Genomic DNA, 21,763 nt, shown 5'->3' on the forward strand with positions numbered 1-21,763 from the left:
GGGTCTCCGACGGCGCTAGCCGTCAAGCGGGTCATGCTTTATTATCACGCATCTTTTTCAGACCATCGAGAGGCGTGCGGCCCACACCGCGGGCAGATGGCACGCAGGAAGCCCGGACTAATAAGATGGCATTGAAATCCCCCGCGTTTCGTAGAAAATTTCCGTTGCTGGTAACCGGCAGTCTGCTGGCCATGCAACCCTTCGCCACCTCATTCGTGGTCGCCGCGGAACAGTATGACTGCTCAGTCTCTGCTTCGGGTGCCTGGGATTGCGCGCCGAAAACCGCCGCAGCCCCGTTACCACCACGCCCGGTGCATGACGGTGCAGCCGTCACCTCTGCCAATGGTACGCCGCAAGGTGAAGCCGGCAGCACCGAAGCTGTGCCTCAGACCGCACTGGTCACCGAATCCAAGGGCCGTGGCCTGCGTTCGCGCAGTGCCGACTACAGCCACCTGGACTGGGTGCCTCGCGATAAGCTGACCGCAGCCCAGCTGGCCGAAACCGGTCCTTACTGTGGCGGTGCGTACATCGAGCCGATTCGTCCTGGCATGAACGACAAGACGAACAAGAGCGATGCGCCCACCTTTATCGGTGCCAAGGTCTCTCGTTACGAGCAGGAACAACAGATCGCGACCCTGGCCGGTGACGTCGTCATGCGCCAGGGCAGCATGCAGCTGGAGTCGGAAGAAGCCAGCCTGTATCAGGCCGAGAACCGTGGCGAGCTGAACGGCAACGTCCGTCTGCGCGACAACGGCGCCCTGATCGTGGGCGACCATGCCCAGGTCCAGCTCGATACCGGTGCAGCACAAATCGACAACGCCGAATACGTGATGCACAAATCACGCATCCGCGGTAACGCGCTGTACGCCAAGCGTGCCGAGAACGCGATCATCCGTCTCAAGGACGGTACGTACACCACCTGCGAGCCAGACAGCAACGCCTGGCAGCTCAAGGGCAACAACATCACGTTGAACCCGGCCACCGGTTTCGGTACGGCCACCAACGCGACGTTGCGGATCAAGAACATCCCGATCCTCTACACCCCTTACATCTATTTCCCGATCGACGATCGTCGTCAATCCGGCTTCCTGCCGCCGAGCTTCAGTACTGGCAGCGAAACCGGCTTTACCCTGGTCACGCCGTACTACTTCAACCTGGCACCGAACTACGACGCCACGTTGTACCCGCAATACATGACCAAGCGCGGCTTGCTGATGGAAGGCGAATTCCGCTACCTCACCAAATCCAGCGAAGGCCAGTTCGGCGGCGCGTACCTGAACGACGACAACAACGAACGCAGCAAGCAGACCGATTACGAAAAAACCCGCTACATGCTCAATTGGCAGCATCGGGGTGGGCTCGATTCGCGTTTGACGACCCAGGTGGATTACACCCGGATCAGCGATCCTTACTACTTCCAGGATTTGAAGTCGTTTGAGGAAGGGGTTGAGAGCCAGGACGCTCTTAATCAGCAAGGTTCTGTGACCTATCGAGGCGACTCCTATCAGGCGCGCTTGAATGTCCAGGCTTACCAGCTGGCGACGATTTCCCAGATCACCCCGTATGACCGGTTGCCGCAGATCACCTTTAATGGTGCGCTGCCATACCATCCGGGCGGGCTGAACTTTACCTACGAGACTGAAGCTGTTCGGTTTGAGCGTAGTCTCGAAAACGGCATGTTTACCGATGAGAACGGCCTGGAGTCGCGTCGGCTGGATACTTACGTTAATGGCCTGACCCGGGCCAACGGTACTCGCTTGAACGCCGCACCAGCTGTCGATTACCCGATGAACTGGACCTACGGCTTTGTTACGCCGAAGCTCAAGTACGTTTATACCAAGTATGACCTTGATCTTGATGGCACAGGCAAGTCGCAAATGGCCTCGGCGGGGCAAACGTTCAAGAGTTCACAAGACCGCGCCGTTCCAATCGCCAGCGTAGACAGCGGCCTTTACTTCGACCGCAAGACCAATTGGTTTGGAAAAGACTATAACCAAACCTTGGAACCGCGTGCGTTCTACCTTTACGTACCGAATAAAGACCAAAGTGACATTCCAGTCTTTGATACCAGCGAGACCTCCTTCAGCTACTCCTCACTGTTCCGCGACAACCGCTTCAGCGGCTCTGACCGTATCGGCGACGAGAACAAGCTGTCCCTGGGTGTCACCAGCCGCTGGATCGAAGAAAACGGCTTCGAACGCCAGCGCGTAAGCGTCGGCCAGGCCCTGTATTTCAAGGACCGCGAGGTTCAGTTGCCAGGCATCGTGGCCGCAGACCGCGCCGACGCCCAGACCGATGTATCGCCTATCGCCCTGGACTACGAGTTCCGCTTCAACCGCGACTGGCGCGCCACTGCCGACTACAACTGGGACACCGAGAGCCACGCCCCACGTTCCGGCAGCGCAATGTTCCACTACCAGCCGGAAGACAACCCGAACAAGGTTATCAACGTCGGTTACCGCTATCGCAACGACCAGGTGGTGTACAACCAGCTGACCGGCAAATGGCAGTTCGGTGGTGACTACGGCACTGAAGGTCAACCGAACTTCGTGAAGGATTACTACAAAATCCAACAACACGACTTCTCGATGATGTGGCCGATCATTCCTCAGTGGAACCTGATCACCCGCTGGCAGTATGACTATGCCCGCAACCGTACGCTGGAAGCCTTCGGTGGTTTCGAGTACGACAACTGCTGCTGGAAACTGCGCGTTATCAACCGTTACTGGGTTTCCAACGACGAATACAGCCAGATCGCCCCGCTTAACGAAAAGGGTGACCACGGGCTCTTCTTCCAAGTCGTCCTCAAAGGACTCGGCGGCCTGACCGGCGCCAAGGTAGAGAGCTTCCTCGACAAAGGCATTCAAGGTTATCGTGAACGTGAAGATCAAGCTTTCTGATTGTCTGCGCCCGCTGATGCTGGGCGCGCTGTTCCTGGGTACCGCATCGGCACACGCTGCGGTTCAACCGCTGGACAAGGTCGTGGCCATCGTCGATAGCGACGTGATCATGCAGAGCCAACTGGACCAACGGGTCAAGGAAGTTCAGCAGACCATCGCCAAACGTGGCGGCGGCGTGCCACCTACCAGCGTCCTGGACCAACAGGTGCTGGAGCGCCTGATCGTTGAAAACCTGCAACTGCAGATCGGCGATCGTTCCGGCATCCGTATTTCGGACGAAGAACTGAACCAGGCGGTTGGCACCATCGCTCAGCGCAACAACATGAGCGTTGACCAGTTCCGCGCCGCCCTTGCACGCGACGGCCTGTCCTATGAGGACGCGCGTGACCAGATCCGCCGCGAAATGATCATCAGCCGTGTGCGTCAGCGCCGTGTGGCCGAGCGGGTTCAGGTGTCCGAACAGGAAGTGAAAAACTTCCTGGCCTCGGACCTGGGCAAGATGCAGCTTTCCGAAGAACTGCACCTGGCCAATATCCTGATCCCGACCCCGGACAGCGCCAACGCCGAGCAGCTCAATGCCGCCGCAGCAAAAACCCAGGCTGTCTATGATCGCCTCAAGGCCGGTGCCGATTTCGCCCAAATGGCAATCGCCCAGTCCGGCAGCGACAACGCCCTCGAAGGCGGTGACATGGGCTGGCGTAAAGCCGCTCAATTGCCACCTCCGTTTGACCGTGAGCTGAGCGCCATGGAAGTGGGAGGCATTACCCAGCCAGCCCGCACGCCAGGGGGTTTCATCATCCTCAAGCTGCTGGAAAAACGCGGCGGCGAGACCTCGCTGAAAGACGAAGTACATGTTCGTCATATTCTGGTCAAACCAAGCGAAATCCGCACCGAAGCGCAAACCAAGGAACTGGCCCAGAAGATCTATGACCGCATCGAAAGCGGTGAAGACTTTGCCACCCTGGCCAAAAGCTTCTCGGAAGACCCGGGTTCCGCCCTCAACGGCGGCGACCTGAACTGGATCGACCCGAAAGCCTTGGTGCCTGAGTTCCAGCAAGTGATGGCAGAGACTCCGCAAGGCGTTCTGTCCAAGCCGTTCAAGACTCAATACGGCTGGCATGTCCTGGAAGTCCTTGGCCGTCGCGCCACCGACAACACCAGCCAGGCCCGCGAGCAACAAGCGTTGACCGTGCTGCGTAACCGCAAGTACGACGAAGAGCTGCAAACCTGGTTGCGTCAGATCCGTGACGAAGCCTACGTGGAAAACAAGCTGCCAGGCGCCGAGCAAACAGGCACCGACCAGGCAACTCAGTGAAACCCCAGCGTTTCGCGGTGACACCCGGCGAGCCGGCCGGCATTGGTCCAGACCTGTGCCTGCTGCTCGCCTCGCAACCCCAGCCACACCCCCTGATCGCCATTACCAGCCGCGACCTGCTCCTTGAGCGGGCCGCGCAACTGGGCGTGGTCGTCACCCTGCTGGATGTTGCGCCGGGTCACTGGCCTGACGTGCCGGCACCGGCGGGCAGCCTGTATGTGTGGGATACCCCACTGCAGGCCAAGGTGGTTGCAGGGCAACTGAACAAGGCCAACGCGGCCTTTGTGCTGGAAACCCTGACCCGCGCCGGGCAAGGCTGCATCGACGGCGACTTCGCCGGGATGATCACCGCGCCGGTGCACAAGGGCGTGATCAACGAGTCCGGCATCGCCTTTTCCGGGCATACCGAATTCCTCGCCGAGCTGACCCACACTGCCCAAGTGGTGATGATGCTGGCCACGCGCGGCCTGCGTGTCGCCCTAGTGACCACGCACCTGCCGCTACGCGATATTGCCGATGCCATCACCGTCGAGCGCCTGGAGCGTGTCACACGCATCCTGCACGCCGACCTGCAACAGAAATTCGGTATTGCCCAGCCGCGCATCCTGGTCTGTGGGCTTAACCCCCACGCCGGCGAAGGCGGCCACCTGGGCCATGAAGAAATCGACATCATCGAACCAACCCTGGAGCGTCTGCGCCAAGAAGGCATGGACCTGCGTGGCCCACTGCCTGCAGATACTCTGTTTACCCCCAAATATCTGGAGCACTGCGACGCAGTGCTGGCGATGTACCATGACCAGGGGCTGCCGGTGCTGAAATACAAAGGCTTCGGCGCCGCAGTCAACGTGACACTTGGCTTGCCGATCATCCGCACCTCCGTCGACCATGGCACCGCCCTGGACCTGGCGGGCAGCGGCAAGATCGATACCGGCAGCCTGCACGTGGCCCTGGAAACCGCCTATCAGATGGCCGAGACCCGTATATGACCGAGCATTACCAACACCGGGCGCGCAAGCGCTTCGGGCAAAACTTCCTGCACGACGCTGGCGTGATCGACCGCATCCTGCGCTCCATCCACGCGAAACCCGAAGACCGTCTGCTGGAAATCGGCCCGGGCCAGGGCGCACTGACCCAAGGCCTGCTGAACAGCGGCGGCCAGTTGGACGTGGTTGAGTTGGACAAGGACCTGATCCCGATCCTCAACCAGCAGTTCGCCGGCATGCCCAACTTCAACCTGCATCAGGGCGATGCGCTGAAGTTCGACTTCAACACCCTTAACGCTGCGCCTAATAGCCTGCGAGTGGTCGGCAACCTGCCGTACAACATCTCTACCCCGCTGATTTTCCACCTGCTGAACAACGCAGGGATCATCCGCGACATGCACTTCATGCTGCAAAAGGAAGTGGTGGAGCGCCTGGCGGCCGGTCCTGGCGGTGGTGATTGGGGTCGTTTGTCGATCATGGTCCAGTACCACTGCCGCGTGGAACACCTGTTCAACGTCGGACCGGGCGCGTTCAACCCACCGCCGAAGGTCGACTCGGCCATCGTGCGCCTGGTGCCGCACGCCGTGCTGCCTCACCCGGCCAAGGATCACAAATTGCTGGAGCGCGTGGTGCGCGAAGCGTTCAACCAACGCCGCAAGACCCTGCGTAACACGCTCAAGGCGCTGCTGAGCAACGCCGAAATCGAAGCCGCCGGCGTCGACGGCAGCTTGCGCCCCGAGCAGTTGGACCTGGCGGCGTTCGTGCGCCTGGCCGACCAGCTCGCCATCCAGCCTACTCCGGCTCCGGAGTAAACTGTAGGAGCTGGGAGGACGCCTAGCTCTTGCCGGCGATGGCATCCTCATTATCGCCATCGCTGGCAAGCCTACTCCTACAGAGGCCGGACAGCATGTCTGGCCTAGTGCCCGCCTCATGGCCTAGACTGACCCGCATCTGCTGTCCTCCGCTTTTGCTTTTAAGGCCTCTTGTATGTCCGATCCTCGCTACCAGATCGACGTCAGCGTCGTCACCCGCTTCCTGGCGGAACAATCGCAACCTGACCAGAACCGTTTTGCGTTCGCCTACACCGTAACCGTGCAAAACAACGGCGAACTCCCCGCCAAGCTGCTGTCGCGCCACTGGGTGATCACCGATGGTGACGGCCAGGTCGAGGAAGTACGGGGTGCCGGCGTGGTCGGCCAACAACCGCTGATCGGCCCCGGCAAAAGCCACACCTACAGCAGCGGCACTGTCATGACCTCCCGCGTCGGCAACATGCAGGGCAGCTACCAGATGCTCGCTGACGACGGCAAGCATTTCGACGCCATCATCGCGCCCTTCCGCCTAGCCGTGCCCGGAGCCCTGCACTGATGGCGACGTACGCCGTCGGCGACCTGCAAGGCTGCCTGGAACCCCTCAAGTGCCTGCTCGAACGCGTGGCCTTCGACCCGGTGAACGATCGTCTGTGGCTGGTGGGCGACCTGGTCAATCGTGGCCCCGAGTCCCTGGAGACCTTGCGCTACTTATATAGCCTGCGTGATTCCCTGGTATGCGTACTGGGCAACCACGACCTGCACCTGCTCGCGGCCGGCAATAACATCGAGCGCCTGAAAAAGGGCGACACCCTGCGGGAAATCCTCGAAGCGCCAGACCGCGCCGAATTGCTTGACTGGCTGCGCCAGCAGAAAATCATGCATTACGACGAAGGCCGCAACATGGCTCTGGTCCACGCCGGCATTCCACCCCAGTGGACGCTGAAGAAAGCCCTCAAGTGCGCTGCCGAAGTCGAAACCGCCCTGGCCGACGACAGCCTGTACACCGCCTACCTCGACGGCATGTACGGCAACGAGCCCGTGAAGTGGGACAACGACCTCACCGGCGTCGCCCGCCTGCGCGTGATCACCAACTACTTCACGCGCATGCGCTTCTGCACCGCCGAAGGCAAGCTGGACCTCAAGAGCAAGGAAGGCGCCGACACCGCACTGCCCGGCTATAAGCCATGGTTCGCCCACAAGGAACGCAAGACCCGTGACACGAAGATCATCTTCGGTCATTGGGCAGCCCTTGAAGGCAAGTGCGATGAGCCCGGCGTGTTCGCCCTCGACACCGGTTGCGTGTGGGGCGGTGCCATGACCCTGATGAACATCGACACCGGCGAGCGCCTGAGCTGCCAGTGCGAGTCCCCTCTTCCCGTTACACTGCCGGCTGTCGCCAAGCACTAGACGCCGCCTGCAACCAAGCCAAGGAGCCCGCCATGAGCGAATTCAAACGTATCCCACCCGAACAAGCCCAGGCCCTGCGCGAACAAGGCGCGGTCGTTGTCGATATCCGTGACCAGCCTACCTATGCAGCCGCCCACATCACCGGCGCCCAGCACCTGGACAACGTCAACATCGCCGACTTCATCCGCGCCGCCGACCTTGACGCGCCGGTGATCGTGGCCTGCTACCACGGCAACTCCAGCCAGAGCGCAGCGGCCTATCTGATCAGCCAGGGCTTCTGTGACGTCTATAGCCTGGACGGCGGCTTTGAGCTGTGGCGCACGACCTATCCTGCCGAAATTGCCTCCGGCGATTCGCAATAAATTTTTTCACACCCCGCTACCCCGCGTGACGCTTGGGCTCGCGCCGATTCTGACGAACGGCGCGCCCAAACTAATTGCGCATCGCGCCTTGATCTCCCGGATTCCGAACTATCCTTAAGCGCAGGCCATCCGAATCAGGGGAGAGCCGGTACACCGGCGTACGGGTCATCGGTAGCGTTTCAGGGTGTTCTGGGGGGAAAACAGCCATTGGCGATCACCAATGGCTGCCAGCATCGACTGATTGATCCGGCGTCGGCTCCACGTATCGAGCGAGGTGACGACGTCATGAGTATTTTTAGCCACTTCCAACAACGCTTCGAGTCCACACAGCAGGAAGAACTCACGCTTCAGGAGTATCTTGAGCTGTGCAAAAAGGACCGCAGCACCTACGCGTCTGCCGCCGAACGTCTGCTACTGGCAATTGGCGAGCCGCAGTTGGTGGACACGTCCAACAATTCGCGCCTGTCGCGAATATTCTCCAACAAGGTGATCCGCCGGTATCCGGCCTTTGAAGACTTCCACGGAATGGAAGAATGCATTGACCAGATCGTCTCCTACTTCCGCCACGCCGCCCAAGGCCTGGAAGAGAAGAAACAAATCCTCTACCTGCTCGGCCCCGTTGGCGGCGGCAAGTCATCCCTGGCCGAAAAGCTCAAACAATTGATCGAGAAGGTGCCCTTCTACGCGATCAAGGGCTCACCGGTGTTCGAGTCACCGCTTGGCCTGTTCAACGCCACGGAAGATGGCGCGATCCTCGAAGAAGACTTCGGCATCCCGCGCCGCTACCTCAACACCATCATGTCGCCTTGGGCTACCAAGCGTCTTTCCGAGTTCGGCGGCGACATCAGCCAGTTCCGCGTGGTGAAACTCTACCCGTCGATCCTCAACCAGATCGGCGTGGCCAAGACCGAGCCCGGCGACGAGAACAACCAGGACATTTCGGCGCTGGTGGGCAAGGTCGATATTCGCAAACTGGAGGAATTCCCACAGAACGACGCCGACGCCTACAGCTACTCAGGTGCACTGTGCCGGGCCAACCAGGGCCTGATGGAGTTCGTGGAGATGTTCAAGGCGCCGATCAAGGTGCTGCACCCACTGCTCACAGCCACCCAGGAAGGCAACTACAACAGCACCGAAGGCCTGGGCGCGATCCCGTTTACCGGGATCCTGCTGGCCCACTCCAACGAATCGGAGTGGCACACCTTCCGCAACAACAAGAACAACGAAGCCTTCATCGACCGGATCTATATCGTCAAGGTGCCGTACTGCCTGCGAGTCAGCGATGAAATCAAAATCTACGACAAGCTGCTGTTCAACAGCTCCCTGGCCAAGGCGCACTGCGCGCCCGACACCCTGAAGATGCTCGCTCAGTTCACCGTGCTGTCGCGCCTCAAGGAGCCGGAAAACTCGAATATCTATTCGAAAATGCGCGTGTATGACGGCGAGAACCTCAAGGACACCGACCCCAAGGCCAAGTCGATCCAGGAGTACCGCGACAACGCAGGTGTGGATGAGGGCATGAACGGCCTATCAACGCGCTTCGCGTTCAAGATCCTGTCCAAGGTCTTCAACTTCGACCCCCATGAGATTGCCGCCAACCCGGTGCACTTGCTCTATGTACTGGAACAGCAAATCGAGCAGGAACAATTCCAGGCGGAAACCCGCGAACGCTACCTGCGCTTCCTCAAGGAATACCTGGCACCGCGTTATATCGAGTTTATCGGCAAGGAAATCCAGACGGCTTACCTGGAGTCCTACAGCGAATACGGCCAGAACATCTTCGACCGCTACGTGCTGTACGCCGACTTCTGGATCCAGGACCAGGAATACCGCGACCCGGAAACCGGCGAAATCCTCAATCGCGTGGCCCTCAACGAGGAACTGGAAAAGATCGAGAAACCTGCCGGCATCAGCAATCCGAAGGATTTCCGCAACGAGATCGTCAACTTCGTGCTGCGCGCCCGCGCCAACAACAATGGCAAGAACCCTACCTGGCTCAGCTACGAGAAGCTGCGGGTGGTCATCGAGAAGAAAATGTTCTCCAACACCGAGGATCTGCTGCCGGTCATCAGCTTCAACGCCAAGGCCAGCAAGGAGGATCAGCAAAAACACAACGACTTCGTTACTCGAATGGTCGAACGCGGCTACACCGACAAACAGGTACGACTGCTCTCCGAGTGGTACCTGCGGGTTCGCAAATCGCAGTAAGGCAGCGACAAGCGTGCACTGCCAGGCTTTTGGCCTGGCAGCTGACCGCTTGTCCTTAAGCTTCCAGCTCGCGGCTTGAAGCTTGTAACGTGAAGCTGCCCGGAGGGCTCCTCATGAGCTATGTGATCGACCGACGCCTCAATGGCAAGAACAAGAGCACGGTAAACCGCCAGCGTTTCCTGCGGCGTTACCGTGACCACATCAAAAAGGCCGTTGAAGAGGCCGTCAGCCGCCGCTCCATTACCGACATGGAGCATGGCGAGCAAATCAGCATTCCCGGACGGGACATCGACGAGCCGGTGCTGCACCACGGCCGGGGCGGTAAACAGACCGTCGTGCACCCCGGCAACAAGGAATTCACCACCGGCGAACATATCCAGCGCCCCCAAGGTGGTGGCGGCGGCAAAGGCCCTGGCAAGGCGGGCAACTCCGGCGAAGGCATGGACGAGTTCGTGTTCCAGATCACCCAGGAAGAGTTTCTCGAATTCATGTTCGAGGATCTGGAGCTGCCCAACCTGGTCAAGCGCAACCTCACCGGCACCGACACCTTCAAGACGGTGCGCGCGGGGATCAGTAACGAAGGCAATCCGTCGCGCATCAACATCATCCGCACGCTGCGCTCAGCCCATGCGCGGCGAATCGCCTTGTCGGGCAGCAGCCGCGCCAAGTTGAGAGATGCCAAAGAAGAGTTGGCACGCTTGAAACGCGAAGAACCGGACAACTTCGGCGATATCCAGGAAATCGAGGCGGAAATCGAGAAACTCAGCGCGCGGATTCATCGCGTGCCGTTCCTCGACACCTTCGACTTGAAATACAACCTGCTGGTCAAGCAACCCAACCCCAGCTCCAAGGCCGTGATGTTCTGCCTGATGGACGTGTCCGGCTCCATGACCCAGGCCACCAAGGACATCGCCAAGCGCTTCTTTATCCTGCTGTACCTGTTCCTGAAGCGAAACTACGACAAGATCGACGTGGTGTTTATCCGCCACCACACCAGCGCCCGGGAAGTGGACGAAGAGGAGTTCTTTTACTCGCGGGAAACTGGCGGCACCATCGTCTCCAGCGCCTTGAAGCTGATGCAGGAGATCATGGCCGAGCGCTACCCGGCCAACGAGTGGAACATCTACGCGGCCCAGGCCTCTGACGGGGACAACTGGAATGACGACTCGCCAATCTGCCGCGACATCCTGATCAACCAGATCATGCCGTTTGTGCAGTACTACACTTACGTTGAAATTACCCCTCGTGAGCACCAGGCCCTGTGGTTCGAATACGAGCGCATCGGCGAAGCCTTTGCCGATACGTTCGCCCAGCAGCAACTGGTCTCGGCCGGCGATATCTACCCGGTCTTCCGTGAACTCTTCCAGCGCAGGTTAGTGACATGACCGCCAAAAAAGAGAATAAGCGTCAACCCATCTCCACAGGGTCGGAGTGGACCTTTGAACTGATCCAGGCCTATGACCGGGAAATCAGCCGCATCGCGGCGGGTTATGCCCTGGATACCTATCCCAATCAGATAGAAGTGATCACCGCCGAACAGATGATGGATGCGTATGCCTCGGTAGGCATGCCGCTGGGTTACCACCACTGGTCCTACGGTAAACACTTCCTCAGCACCGAGAAGTCCTACAGCCGTGGCCAGATGGGCCTGGCCTACGAGATCGTCATCAACTCCGACCCGTGCATCGCGTACTTGATGGAAGAGAACACCATCTGCATGCAGGCGCTGGTGGTGGCACACGCCTGCTATGGGCATAACAGCTTTTTCAAGGGCAACTACCTGTTCCGCACCTGGACCGATGCCAGCTCGATCATCGATTACCTGGTGTTTGCCAAGCAGTACATCATGCAATGCGAGGAGCGCCACGGCATCGATGCGGTGGAGGACCTGCTCGATTCCTGCCATGCCCTGATGAACTACGGTGTCGACCGTTACAAACGCCCTTATCCGATTTCCGCCGAAGAAGAACGCCTGCGCCAGAAAGAACGCGAGGAGCACCTGCAGAAGCAGATCAACGACCTGTGGCGCACCATTCCCAAACGCGCGGGTAAAAACAGCGACAAGGACAACGCACGCTTCCCCGCCGAACCCCAGGAAAACATCCTGTATTTTCTGGAAAAACACGCGCCGCTGCTGGAGCCGTGGCAACGGGAAATCGTGCGTATCGTGCGCAAGATCGCCCAGTATTTTTATCCACAGCGCCAGACCCAAGTGATGAACGAAGGCTGGGCGACGTTCTGGCACTACACGCTGATGAACGACCTGTACGACGAAGGCCTGGTCACCGACGGTTTTATGATGGAGTTCCTCACCTCCCACACCAGCGTGGTGTTCCAACCCGGCTTCGACAGCCCGTATTACGGCGGCATCAACCCGTATGCGCTGGGCTTTGCCATGTACCGCGACATCCGGCGCATGTGCGAACACCCGACCGAAGAGGACCGCCGCTGGTTCCCGGAAATCGCCGGCACCGACTGGCTGTCGACCATCAAGTTCGCCATGAGCAGCTTCAAGGACGAGAGTTTTATCCTGCAGTACCTGTCACCCCAGGTAATTCGTGACCTCAAGCTGTTCAGCATCATGGACGACGACCTCAAGGATGACCTGCTGGTACCAGCCATCCACGATGAACCCGGCTACCGCACCATCCGCGAAACCCTGGCGGCGCAGTACAACCTGGGCAACCGCGAACCCAACGTGCAGATCTACAGCATCGATGTGCGCGGCGACCGCTCGCTGACCCTGCGACACCAGCAGCACGACCGCAAACCCTTGGGCGAATCCACGGAGGAAGTACTCAAGCATCTGCATCGGCTGTGGGGCTTTGATATCCATCTGGAAACCCTGCAGGGCGATCAGGTGATGAAGACCCACCATGTCCCACCGCGTAGCGATCACAACGACAACGACTACGGCCGCCTGGACCTGGCCGTCGTTCACCTCTGAAGCAGCAAAGCCTCCACTGGCCAGGCACAGGCGGTATCCTGTGGCGCTAATGGAGGCTTTTTCATGAAAATCTACAAAGTCGGCGGCGCGGTACGCGACCGCTTGCTGGGCATCAAAGTCACCGATATCGACCGCGTCGTCGTGGGCGCGACCACCGAAGAAATGCTCGCCAGAGGCTACAAGCCCGTGGGCGCTGACTTCCCGGTATTCCTGGACCCTAAAAACGGCGACGAATACGCCCTTGCTCGCACCGAGCGCAAGAGTGGCCGAGGGTATGGCGGCTTTGTGTTTCACGCCAGCCCTGAAGTTACGCTGGAAGAGGACTTGATCCGTCGCGACCTGACCATCAACGCCATGGCGGAAGACGATGACGGAACGCTGACCGATCCGTATCACGGCCAGATCGACCTGGAAGCGCGAATTTTGCGCCACGTTTCCCCCGCATTCGCCGAAGACCCCCTGCGAGTACTACGCGTTGCGCGTTTTGCCGCGCGCTATGCGCACCTGGGTTTCACGGTGGCTCCCGAAACCTTGGCGCTGATGCGGCAGCTCAGCGAATCCGGCGAACTGGAGGCCCTGACCCCGGAGCGCAGCTGGAAAGAAATCTCCCGGGCGCTGATGGAAGACCAACCTCAAGTGTTTATCCAGGTACTGCGCAACTGCGACGCGCTGAAAACCTTGATGCCGGAAGTGGATGCACTGTTCGGCGTGCCACAACCCGAAGCCCATCACCCCGAGATCGACACCGGCGTGCACACCCTGAGCGTGCTGGAGCAGGCCGCTGTGCACGCCCAGCCGTTGACGGTTCGCTGGGCCTGCCTGATGCACGATCTGGGCAAGGGCCTGACGCCTGTGGATAAGTTGCCACAGCATATTGCCCACGAACAGCGGGGTTTGAAGCTGATCAAGGCAGTGAACGAACGCTTCAAGGTGCCGAGGGATTGCCAGGAACTGGCGCTGTTGGTGGGCCAATACCATACCCATGGCCATCGTGCGCTGGAGCTGAAAGCTTCGACATTGTTGGAGTTGCTGCAGAGTTTTGACGTGTACCGGCGGCCGCAGCGTTTTGAAGAATTTGTGGCGGCATGCGAAATGGACGCACGGGGCCGCAAGGGGCTTGAGCAGCGAAGTTATCCACAGGCTGATTATTTGCGCGGTGCAGCCAAGGCCGCACGTGAAGTGCCAGTGGCGCCGTTGCTTGAGAAAGGCTTCAAAGGCCCCGAGCTTGGCGAAGCGCTCAAGCGCGAACGCCTGAAAGCGCTGAAGGCCTACAAAGAACAGCCCATTCTCTAGACGCTGCCCTCCTGTGGCGAGGGAGCTTGCTCCCGTTGGGCTGCGCAGCGGCCCTAAACCCTACTGTTGAGTCTTGGCAGGGAGAATGCGGTCTTCTTATTTGGGGCCGCTTCGCAGCCCAGCGGGAGCAAGCTCCCTCGCCACAAGAAGCTCGGCGCCTACAAGAGCGCGTCCGGGGTGAGTTGCTGGCCCTGCCATTCGAAACTGACAGGCGCCAGGACTTGATCAATCTGCGCGTCGCGCCACAATGCCGCCAAGGTTTTGCCCGCCTCAGGATGCACGCGTTGCGGCGCCATCAACGACAACGGCCACAGCACAAACGCATTTTTCAGGATCTCTGCCCGAGGCAGGATCAAACCATCGAAGTTACCCACCAACTCGCCATACAGCAGCACGTCGATATCCAACGGCAGCCCCTTGCGATCTGGCGCATAGCGGCCGTTGTCCGCCTCGATAAACTTCAACCGACGATCCAGCTCCATCAACGGCAGGTCGGTATACGCCGACACCACCAGATTGAAGAACGGCCCGCTCTTGATGCCCACCGGCTGGCTCTCGAACACCGCCGAACAGCGCACGTCCGTCAAAAAGCCAGCCAGCGCGTCGAGGCCGGCGCACAGGTGAGTCTCGCGCTCGATATTGCTGCCAAGGCCAAGGTAAACCTGAGTTAGCGACATCCGCGCTCGATCTCCACGCCCACGCCCTTGGCAGCCGGCACGGCACCTGGCTTGGTCAACTTGAGGTGCAACCAGGGAATCTGGAATTCACTCATGAGCACTTCGGCCAGGCGCTCGGCGAAGGTTTCCACCAGCTGGAATTGGGCGTGCTCGGCAAAGGCTTGAATGCGCGCGGACACGCTGGCGTAATCCAGCGCCAAGGTCAGGTCGTCACCGGCGGCGGCCGGGCGGTTGTCCCAGGCGAAGCTCAGGTCCAGGCGCAGGCATTGTCGGATGCCGCGCTCCCAGTCGTAGGCCCCGATCACGGTGTCGACTTCCAGGCCTTCGATAAACACTCTGTCCAAGCACTCTTCTCCGCAGCACGACAAGGGCGCGATGCCCCGTTAGAATCAGGGCGTCCTCGCCCGGAATAGTTAGCATGTTTTGGTTACTGGCGACTCTCGCCTACCTGCTCGGCTCGCTGTCCTTCGCCATATTGCTCAGCCGCCTGACGGGAAATCCCGACCCGCGAATGAGTGGCTCAGGCAATGCCGGCGCCACCAACATGTTGCGCCTGGCCGGCAAGAAGCTCGCCGTATTGACGCTGCTGGGCGACCTCTGCAAGGGCCTGTTGCCCGTACTGATCGCCAGCCTCGCCGGCCTTGCCCTGCAACAACAGGCCTGGATCGGCGTCTGCGCCGTCCTGGGCCATTTGTTTCCGTTGTACTTCCGCTTTCGCGGTGGCAAAGGTGTCGCGACGGCGGCCGGCATGCTGCTGGGGATTTACCCACCCGCGGCATTGTTGGCCATTGTCGCCTGGCTGCTGACGTTCTACCTGACCCGCACCAGCTCATTGGCCGCGTTGATCGCCACCCCGCTCACCCTGCCTTTGCTGGCCTGGCAGGAACCAGCGGCGCTGCTGCCGATGAGCGTGCTGACACTGTTGATCGTCTGGCGCCACCGGGGCAATTTACGCGACCTGTTTGCCGGGCGCGAACGGCATTTTTAAATACGCTCGATGAGCCCGGCTCACATTGAGCACTTACAACGGTGAAAGCTGCTCCATCGGCCAGCGTGCCTGCACGCTGATAGCCAGGCTTTCGTGCTGCCCGGCTTGCAGGCGCTGACAACCGGCATAGGCGATCATCGCACCATTGTCGGTGCAGAACTCAGGGCGGGCGTAGAACACATCGCCCTTCATGTCGCCGAGCATTTTTTCCAGCGAAGTGCGCAACGCCTTGTTGGCGCTGACGCCCCCTGCGATCACCAGGCGCTTCATGCCCGATTGTTTCAGGGCGCGCTTGCACTTGATGGTCAAAGTCTCCACCACGGCCTGCTGGAACGCCAGCGCGATGTCGCAACGGGCTTGCTCACTGTCGTCCCCGGCGCTGACGCTCTGCTGCCAGGTGTTCAACGCGGAGGTTTTCAAGCCGCTGAAGCTGAACATCAAGCCTGGGCGATCGCACATCGGACGCGGGAAGGTAAAGCGGCCGACGACGCCCTTTTCGGCGAGGCGAGCGATTTCCGGGCCGCCGGGGTAATTGAGGCCCATCATCTTCGCGGTCTTGTCGAACGCTTCTCCCGCGGCGTCGTCCAGGGACTCACCCAACAGCGTGTATTGACCGATCCCGTCGACCTGAACCAGCTGCGTATGTCCACCCGAAACCAACAAAGCGACGAACGGGAACTGCGGCGGTGTTTTTTCCAGCATCGGGGCCAGTAAATGGCCTTCCATATGATGCACACCCAGGGCTGGAATGCCCCAGGCAAAAGCCAGCGCCTGGGCGCAAGAGGCCCCAACCAGCAGGGCTCCGACCAATCCAGGGCCGGCGGTGTAGGCGATGGCATCGATCTCGGTGGGCACGCAACCCGCCTCGTCCAGCACCTGGCGAATCAGCGGCAGCATGCGCTTGACGTGATCGCGACTGGCAAGCTCCGGCACCACGCCGCCATAGGCACGGTGAAGGTCGATCTGACTGAACAGTGCATCGGCCAAGAGCCCGCGTTCACTGTCGTATAGTGCGACACCGGTTTCGTCGCAGGAGGTTTCAAGTCCCAGTACTAGCATGGGTTTGCGCCTTGTAGAGGCTGAATTCGAAGGCGCGCATAATAGTCGCCACTCCCCCTCCCGACTAGCGGTTTTCGATCAGAGGCTTTGCATTCCGGACAATGAGGGGTTAACATCCGCAACCCTTAAAAACCGACGACCTCAGCCGCGAATTTTTTGCGACGAGAACGTTGATTCCCGGTAATGAAAGAAGGTAGCTCTGGATGCCAGCCGTCAAAGTAAAAGAGAACGAACCCTTCGACGTAGCTCTGCGTCGTTTCAAGCGCTCCTGCGAAAAAGCCGGTGTTCTGGCTGAAGTTCGTAGCCGCGAATTTTATGAGAAGCCAACTTCTGAGCGTAAGCGCAAGGCAGCAGCCGCTGTTAAGCGTCACGCCAAGAAAGTTCAGCGCGAGCAGCGCCGCGCCGTTCGTCTGTACTAATACACAGACGTTCGTAGCAAGCTTCTGCCAAGCCCGGCCCTCAGCCGGGCTGTTGGCATTTGCGGATATCGCTTGATGCTTCACCGTCGACGCCGCACACGCGACCGAGACACTGCTTCAAACGTCAGGACTGGCTCTTTTGCCAGCGGTGCACGTCTCTTCTGACGAGCCTAACAAGGCTACTGACGAGCACACTTATTTTTTAAACAGGCGATCAACAGGTCGACTGTGCCCACCGATGCGCTTCCGAGGCCTACCATTGGCCAAGACCGGACGTCAGGGCAACATTTCCACGCCAAAGACTGATTAGAATCTAACGTCAGTAAATGTTCGGCAGATACACTTCCATGCAGCCCAAGCAGACGATTGATGGTCGAGCCACACAACACGTGCGCTTGAACGCTTCGCGGGCCCTCATTTACACGCAGTGATGACGAGAACGCCATGGCCGGGCTGATTCCCCAGAGCTTTATTGACGACCTTCTGAACCGCACCGACATCGTCGATGTTGTCAGCTCGCGCGTGCAACTGAAAAAAGCCGGCAAGAACTACACCGCCTGCTGCCCGTTTCACAAGGAAAAGACCCCATCGTTCAGCGTCAGCCCCGATAAGCAGTTCTACTACTGCTTCGGCTGCGGCGCGGGCGGCAACGCCCTCGGCTTCCTCATGGACCACGATAACCTGGACTTCCCCCAGGCCATCGAGGACCTGGCGAAAGCCGCCGGCATGGAAATCCCCCGCGAAGAAAGTGGTCGCCCGCACAAACCGCGGCAACCCACCGATTCGCCGCTGTACCCGCTGCTGACGGCCGCCGCTGACTTCTATCGTCAGGCGCTTAAAAGCCATCCGCAGCGCAAGGCCGCCGTCGATTACCTCAAGGGTCGCGGCCTCACCGGTGAAATCGCCCGGGACTTCGGCCTCGGCTTCGCCCCGCCGGGCTGGGACAACCTCTACAAGCACCTGAGCAGCGACACCCTGCAGCAGAAAGCCATGATCGACGCCGGGCTGCTGGTGGAAAACGCCGAGACCGGCAAGCGCTATGACCGCTTCCGCGACCGCGTGATGTTCCCGATCCGCGACAGCCGTGGCCGGATCATCGCCTTTGGCGGCCGAGTACTCGGGGACGACAAGCCCAAGTACCTGAACTCCCCGGAAACCGCGGTATTCCACAAGGGCCAGGAACTCTACGGCCTGTTCGAAGCGCGCAAGAACAACCGCAACCTCGATGAGATCATCGTGGTTGAAGGCTATATGGACGTGATCGCCCTGGCCCAGCAAGGCCTGCGTAACGCCGTGGCGACCCTGGGCACCGCCACCAGTGAAGAACACTTGAAACGCCTGTTCCGCGTCGTGCCCAGCGTGCTGTTCTGTTTCGACGGCGATCAGGCCGGCCGCAACGCCGCCTGGCGCGCCCTCGAAGCCACGCTGTCGAGCCTGCAGGATGGGCGTCGTGCGCGCTTTCTGTTCCTGCCCGAAGGCGAAGACCCGGACACCCTGGTCCGCTCCGAAGGCACCGACGCATTCCGCGCGCGCATCATCCAGCACGCGCAGCCGCTGGCGGATTACTTCTTCCAGCAATTGACCGAAGAAGCCGACCCACGCTCCCTCGAAGGCAAAGCCCACATGGCCACCCTTGCGGCGCCGCTGATCGACAAGGTCCCGGGCGCCAACCTGCGCACCCTGATGCGTCAGCGCCTGCTGGAAATTACCGGATTGAGTGGCGAAGCAGTCAGCCAGCTGGTGCACAGCGCACCGCAAGATGCGCCGCCCGCCTACGACCCAGGCATGGACTACGACGCCATGCCGGACTATTCCGACTTCCACCAGCCGCAGGAGGCGTATACGCCCCAGCAAGAGTGGACACCGAAGAAGCCCGGCGCCGGCGGCAAGAAATGGGACAAGAAACCGTGGAGCAAGAACGGCAAGCGCGGTGATCGCGATGAATCCTACGCTCCGCGTACGCCCGTGGCAGTGGAAGCCCCAACGCTGATTGCGTTGCGCACACTGATCCACCACCCACAATTGGCAGGAAAGGTTGAAAGCGCCGATCATTTTGCCAACGAGAGCAATACCTACGCCCAGGTGCTGATAGCCCTGATCGGGGCCGTGCAGAAAAATCCTAAGCTAAACTCAATTCAGTTGATGGCTCGTTGGCATGGCACAGAACAGGGTCGCTTATTGAAGGCACTCGCGGAAAAGGAGTGGCTAATTGACGGCGACAACCTTGAACAACAGTTTTTAGACACCATTAATAGGTTATCCGCGGGCCAGCACACGCAGACCCTCGATGAACTCATCAAGAGAGCAAAGCAGCCGGGATTATCGGCTGAAGAGCAAATTCAGATAGCAAAACAGATGCGCGACCTCTTAAAACAGAATGTTTCCGCATCAAACCCGACCTCAGCTGGCGCGTGAGGTCATAGCTCGGGTATAATCCTCGGCTTGTTTTTTGCCCGCCAAGACCTTCAGTGGATAGGGTGTTATGTCCGGAAAAGCGCAACAGCAGTCTCGTATCAAAGAGTTGATCACCCTTGGTCGTGAGCAGAAGTATCTGACTTACGCAGAGGTCAACGATCACCTGCCTGAGGATATTTCAGATCCAGAGCAGGTTGAAGACATCATCCGCATGATTAATGACATGGGGATCCCCGTACACGAGAGTGCTCCGGATGCGGACGCCCTTATGTTGGCCGACGCCGATACCGACGAGGCAGCCGCTGAAGAAGCCGCTGCCGCGTTGGCCGCGGTGGAGACCGACATCGGTCGCACGACTGACCCTGTGCGCATGTATATGCGTGAAATGGGTACCGTCGAGTTGCTGACACGCGAAGGCGAAATCGAAATCGCCAAGCGTATTGAAGAGGGTATCCGTGAAGTGATGGGCGCAATTGCGCACTTCCCTGGCACGGTTGACCACATTCTCTCCGAGTACACTCGTGTCACCACCGAAGGTGGCCGCCTGTCCGACGTCCTGAGCGGTTATATCGACCCGGACGACGGCATTGCGCCACCCGCTGCCGAAGTACCGCCGCCTGTCGACCCGAAAGCCGTGAAAGCGGACGACGAAGCCGAAGACGACGATGCTGAAGCCAGCAGCGATGACGAAGATGAAGTCGAAAGCGGTCCAGACCCGATCATCGCCGCCCAGCGTTTCGGTGCGGTTTCCGATCAAATGGAAGTCACCCGCAAGGCCCTGAAAAAGCACGGTCGCTCCAACAAGCTGGCGATTGCCGAGCTGGTGCTGCTGGCCGAGCTGTTCATGCCGATCAAGCTGGTGCCGAAGCAATTCGAAGGCCTGGTTGAGCGTGTTCGTAGCGCCCTTGAGCGTCTGCGTGCACAAGAGCGTGCAATCATGCAGCTCTGCGTTCGTGATGCGCGCATGCCGCGTACCGACTTCCTGCGCCAGTTCCCGGGCAACGAAGTTGACGAAAGCTGGACCGACGCACTGGCCAAGGGCAAGGCGAAATACGCTGAAGCCATTGGTCGCCTGCAGCCCGACATCATCCGTTGCCAGCAGAAACTGATCGCGCTGCAGACCGAAACCGGTCTGACGATTGCCGAGATCAAGGACATCAACCGTCGCATGTCGATCGGTGAGGCCAAGGCCCGCCGCGCGAAGAAAGAGATGGTTGAAGCGAACTTGCGTCTGGTGATCTCCATCGCCAAGAAGTACACCAACCGTGGCCTGCAATTCCTCGATCTGATCCAGGAAGGCAACATCGGCTTGATGAAGGCTGTGGACAAGTTCGAATACCGTCGCGGTTACAAGTTCTCGACTTATGCCACCTGGTGGATCCGTCAGGCGATCACTCGCTCGATTGCCGACCAGGCCCGCACCATCCGTATTCCGGTGCACATGATCGAGACGATCAACAAGCTCAACCGTATTTCCCGGCAGATGTTGCAGGAAATGGGTCGCGAACCGACCCCGGAAGAGCTGGGCGAACGCATGGAAATGCCTGAGGATAAAATCCGCAAGGTATTGAAGATCGCTAAAGAGCCGATCTCCATGGAAACCCCGATCGGTGATGACGAAGACTCCCATCTGGGTGACTTCATCGAAGACTCGACGATGCAGTCGCCAATCGATGTCGCCACCGTTGAGAGCTTGAAAGAAGCGACTCGCGACGTACTGTCCGGCCTCACTGCCCGTGAAGCCAAGGTACTGCGCATGCGTTTCGGCATCGACATGAATACCGACCACACCCTTGAGGAAGTCGGTAAGCAGTTTGACGTGACGCGTGAGCGGATCCGTCAGATCGAAGCCAAGGCGCTGCGCAAGTTGCGCCACCCGACGCGAAGCGAGCATCTACGCTCCTTCCTCGACGAGTGACCCAGAACCCCCGGCCCAGGCCGGGGGTTTTGCTTTCTATAGATTTCTTTCTATAGATTA

Annotated in this window: 18 protein-coding genes; 15 read left to right on the top strand and 3 right to left on the bottom strand. The window is 59.6% G+C overall.

All coding sequences use genetic code 11. From position 1 onward, the window contains the following. The first annotated feature begins 125 nt into the window (after positions 1–125). From ACR52_RS06565 to ACR52_RS06615, 11 genes are all read left to right on the top strand, one after another. Positions 126–2,900, top strand: coding sequence for an LPS-assembly protein LptD (locus tag ACR52_RS06565; RefSeq protein ID WP_048722044.1), 2,775 nt, complete (start codon positions 126–128; stop codon positions 2,898–2,900). Continuing rightward, positions 2,875–4,215: a peptidylprolyl isomerase gene (locus tag ACR52_RS06570; protein ID WP_048722046.1), complete on the top strand. Its 1,341-nt coding sequence runs from the start codon at positions 2,875–2,877 to the stop codon at positions 4,213–4,215. Before ACR52_RS06565 ends, ACR52_RS06570 begins: the two co-directional genes overlap by 26 nt. Then, positions 4,212–5,201 carry a 4-hydroxythreonine-4-phosphate dehydrogenase PdxA gene (pdxA, locus tag ACR52_RS06575; protein ID WP_048722049.1) on the top strand — a complete coding sequence of 330 codons (990 nt, stop codon included), beginning with the start codon at positions 4,212–4,214 and terminating at the stop codon, positions 5,199–5,201. Before ACR52_RS06570 ends, pdxA begins: the two co-directional genes overlap by 4 nt. After that, complete coding sequence (gene rsmA, locus ACR52_RS06580; protein WP_048722052.1) at positions 5,198–6,010, top strand: 16S rRNA (adenine(1518)-N(6)/adenine(1519)-N(6))-dimethyltransferase RsmA; 813 nt, start codon at positions 5,198–5,200, stop codon at positions 6,008–6,010. Before pdxA ends, rsmA begins: the two co-directional genes overlap by 4 nt. Positions 6,011–6,185: 175 nt before the next feature. Beyond that, positions 6,186–6,566: a Co2+/Mg2+ efflux protein ApaG gene (gene apaG / locus ACR52_RS06585; RefSeq protein WP_048722054.1), complete on the top strand. Its 381-nt coding sequence runs from the start codon at positions 6,186–6,188 to the stop codon at positions 6,564–6,566. Next, on the top strand, positions 6,566–7,417 hold the full coding sequence (locus ACR52_RS06590; RefSeq protein WP_048722056.1) for a symmetrical bis(5'-nucleosyl)-tetraphosphatase: 852 nt from the start codon (positions 6,566–6,568) through the stop codon (positions 7,415–7,417). Before apaG ends, ACR52_RS06590 begins: the two co-directional genes overlap by 1 nt. Positions 7,418–7,449: 32 nt before the next feature. Further along, positions 7,450–7,779 (top strand): thiosulfate sulfurtransferase GlpE, encoded by a 330-nt coding sequence (gene glpE / locus ACR52_RS06595; protein WP_048722058.1) that lies wholly within the window; start codon positions 7,450–7,452, stop codon positions 7,777–7,779. Between the two features lie 285 nt (positions 7,780–8,064). Next, on the top strand, positions 8,065–9,987 hold the full coding sequence (locus ACR52_RS06600) for a PrkA family serine protein kinase (RefSeq protein WP_048722062.1): 1,923 nt from the start codon (positions 8,065–8,067) through the stop codon (positions 9,985–9,987). Between the two features lie 113 nt (positions 9,988–10,100). After that, positions 10,101–11,372 (top strand): YeaH/YhbH family protein, encoded by a 1,272-nt coding sequence (locus ACR52_RS06605; protein WP_015886179.1) that lies wholly within the window; start codon positions 10,101–10,103, stop codon positions 11,370–11,372. Then, positions 11,369–12,934 (top strand): SpoVR family protein, encoded by a 1,566-nt coding sequence (locus ACR52_RS06610; protein WP_048722073.1) that lies wholly within the window; start codon positions 11,369–11,371, stop codon positions 12,932–12,934. Before ACR52_RS06605 ends, ACR52_RS06610 begins: the two co-directional genes overlap by 4 nt. A gap of 63 nt (positions 12,935–12,997) precedes the next feature. Beyond that, positions 12,998–14,227: a multifunctional CCA addition/repair protein gene (locus tag ACR52_RS06615; protein WP_048722075.1), complete on the top strand. Its 1,230-nt coding sequence runs from the start codon at positions 12,998–13,000 to the stop codon at positions 14,225–14,227. Positions 14,228–14,385: 158 nt separating this feature from the next. Here the strand turns inward: ACR52_RS06615 and folK are convergent, their stop codons facing one another. Continuing rightward, positions 14,386–14,904, bottom strand: a complete 519-nt coding sequence (gene folK / locus ACR52_RS06620; protein WP_048722078.1) for a 2-amino-4-hydroxy-6-hydroxymethyldihydropteridine diphosphokinase — start codon at positions 14,902–14,904, stop codon at positions 14,386–14,388. Next, the gene (gene folB, locus ACR52_RS06625) at positions 14,895–15,248 is read right to left on the bottom strand and encodes a dihydroneopterin aldolase (RefSeq protein ID WP_048722079.1); all 354 of its coding nucleotides are present in this window, start codon (positions 15,246–15,248) and stop codon (positions 14,895–14,897) included. Before folB ends, folK begins: the two co-directional genes overlap by 10 nt. Before the next feature lie 74 nt (positions 15,249–15,322). Between folB and plsY the strand changes: the two genes are divergently transcribed. Next, positions 15,323–15,892 (top strand): glycerol-3-phosphate 1-O-acyltransferase PlsY, encoded by a 570-nt coding sequence (plsY, locus tag ACR52_RS06630; RefSeq protein WP_048722082.1) that lies wholly within the window; start codon positions 15,323–15,325, stop codon positions 15,890–15,892. Positions 15,893–15,925: 33 nt separating this feature from the next. Here the strand turns inward: plsY and tsaD are convergent, their stop codons facing one another. Continuing rightward, entirely contained in the window at positions 15,926–16,951 is a 1,026-nt protein-coding gene (gene tsaD / locus ACR52_RS06635; protein ID WP_048722084.1) for a tRNA (adenosine(37)-N6)-threonylcarbamoyltransferase complex transferase subunit TsaD, read from the bottom strand. Between the two features lie 203 nt (positions 16,952–17,154). On the opposite strand from tsaD, the gene rpsU reads away from it, so the two are divergent. From rpsU to rpoD, 3 genes are all read left to right on the top strand, one after another. Further along, positions 17,155–17,370: a 30S ribosomal protein S21 gene (gene rpsU / locus ACR52_RS29200; RefSeq protein ID WP_002551877.1), complete on the top strand. Its 216-nt coding sequence runs from the start codon at positions 17,155–17,157 to the stop codon at positions 17,368–17,370. Positions 17,371–17,814: 444 nt separating this feature from the next. Then, a complete protein-coding gene (dnaG, locus tag ACR52_RS06645) occupies positions 17,815–19,785 on the top strand; it encodes a DNA primase (protein ID WP_048722090.1) in 1,971 nt (656 codons plus the stop codon). A 67-nt stretch (positions 19,786–19,852) separates the two neighbouring features. Further along, the gene (gene rpoD, locus ACR52_RS06650; RefSeq protein ID WP_048722094.1) at positions 19,853–21,703 is read left to right on the top strand and encodes an RNA polymerase sigma factor RpoD; all 1,851 of its coding nucleotides are present in this window, start codon (positions 19,853–19,855) and stop codon (positions 21,701–21,703) included. Positions 21,704–21,763: the final 60 nt, after the last annotated feature.

The organism is Pseudomonas fildesensis (assembly GCF_001050345.1).
In the GTDB taxonomy this organism is placed as follows: domain Bacteria; phylum Pseudomonadota; class Gammaproteobacteria; order Pseudomonadales; family Pseudomonadaceae; genus Aquipseudomonas; species Aquipseudomonas fildesensis.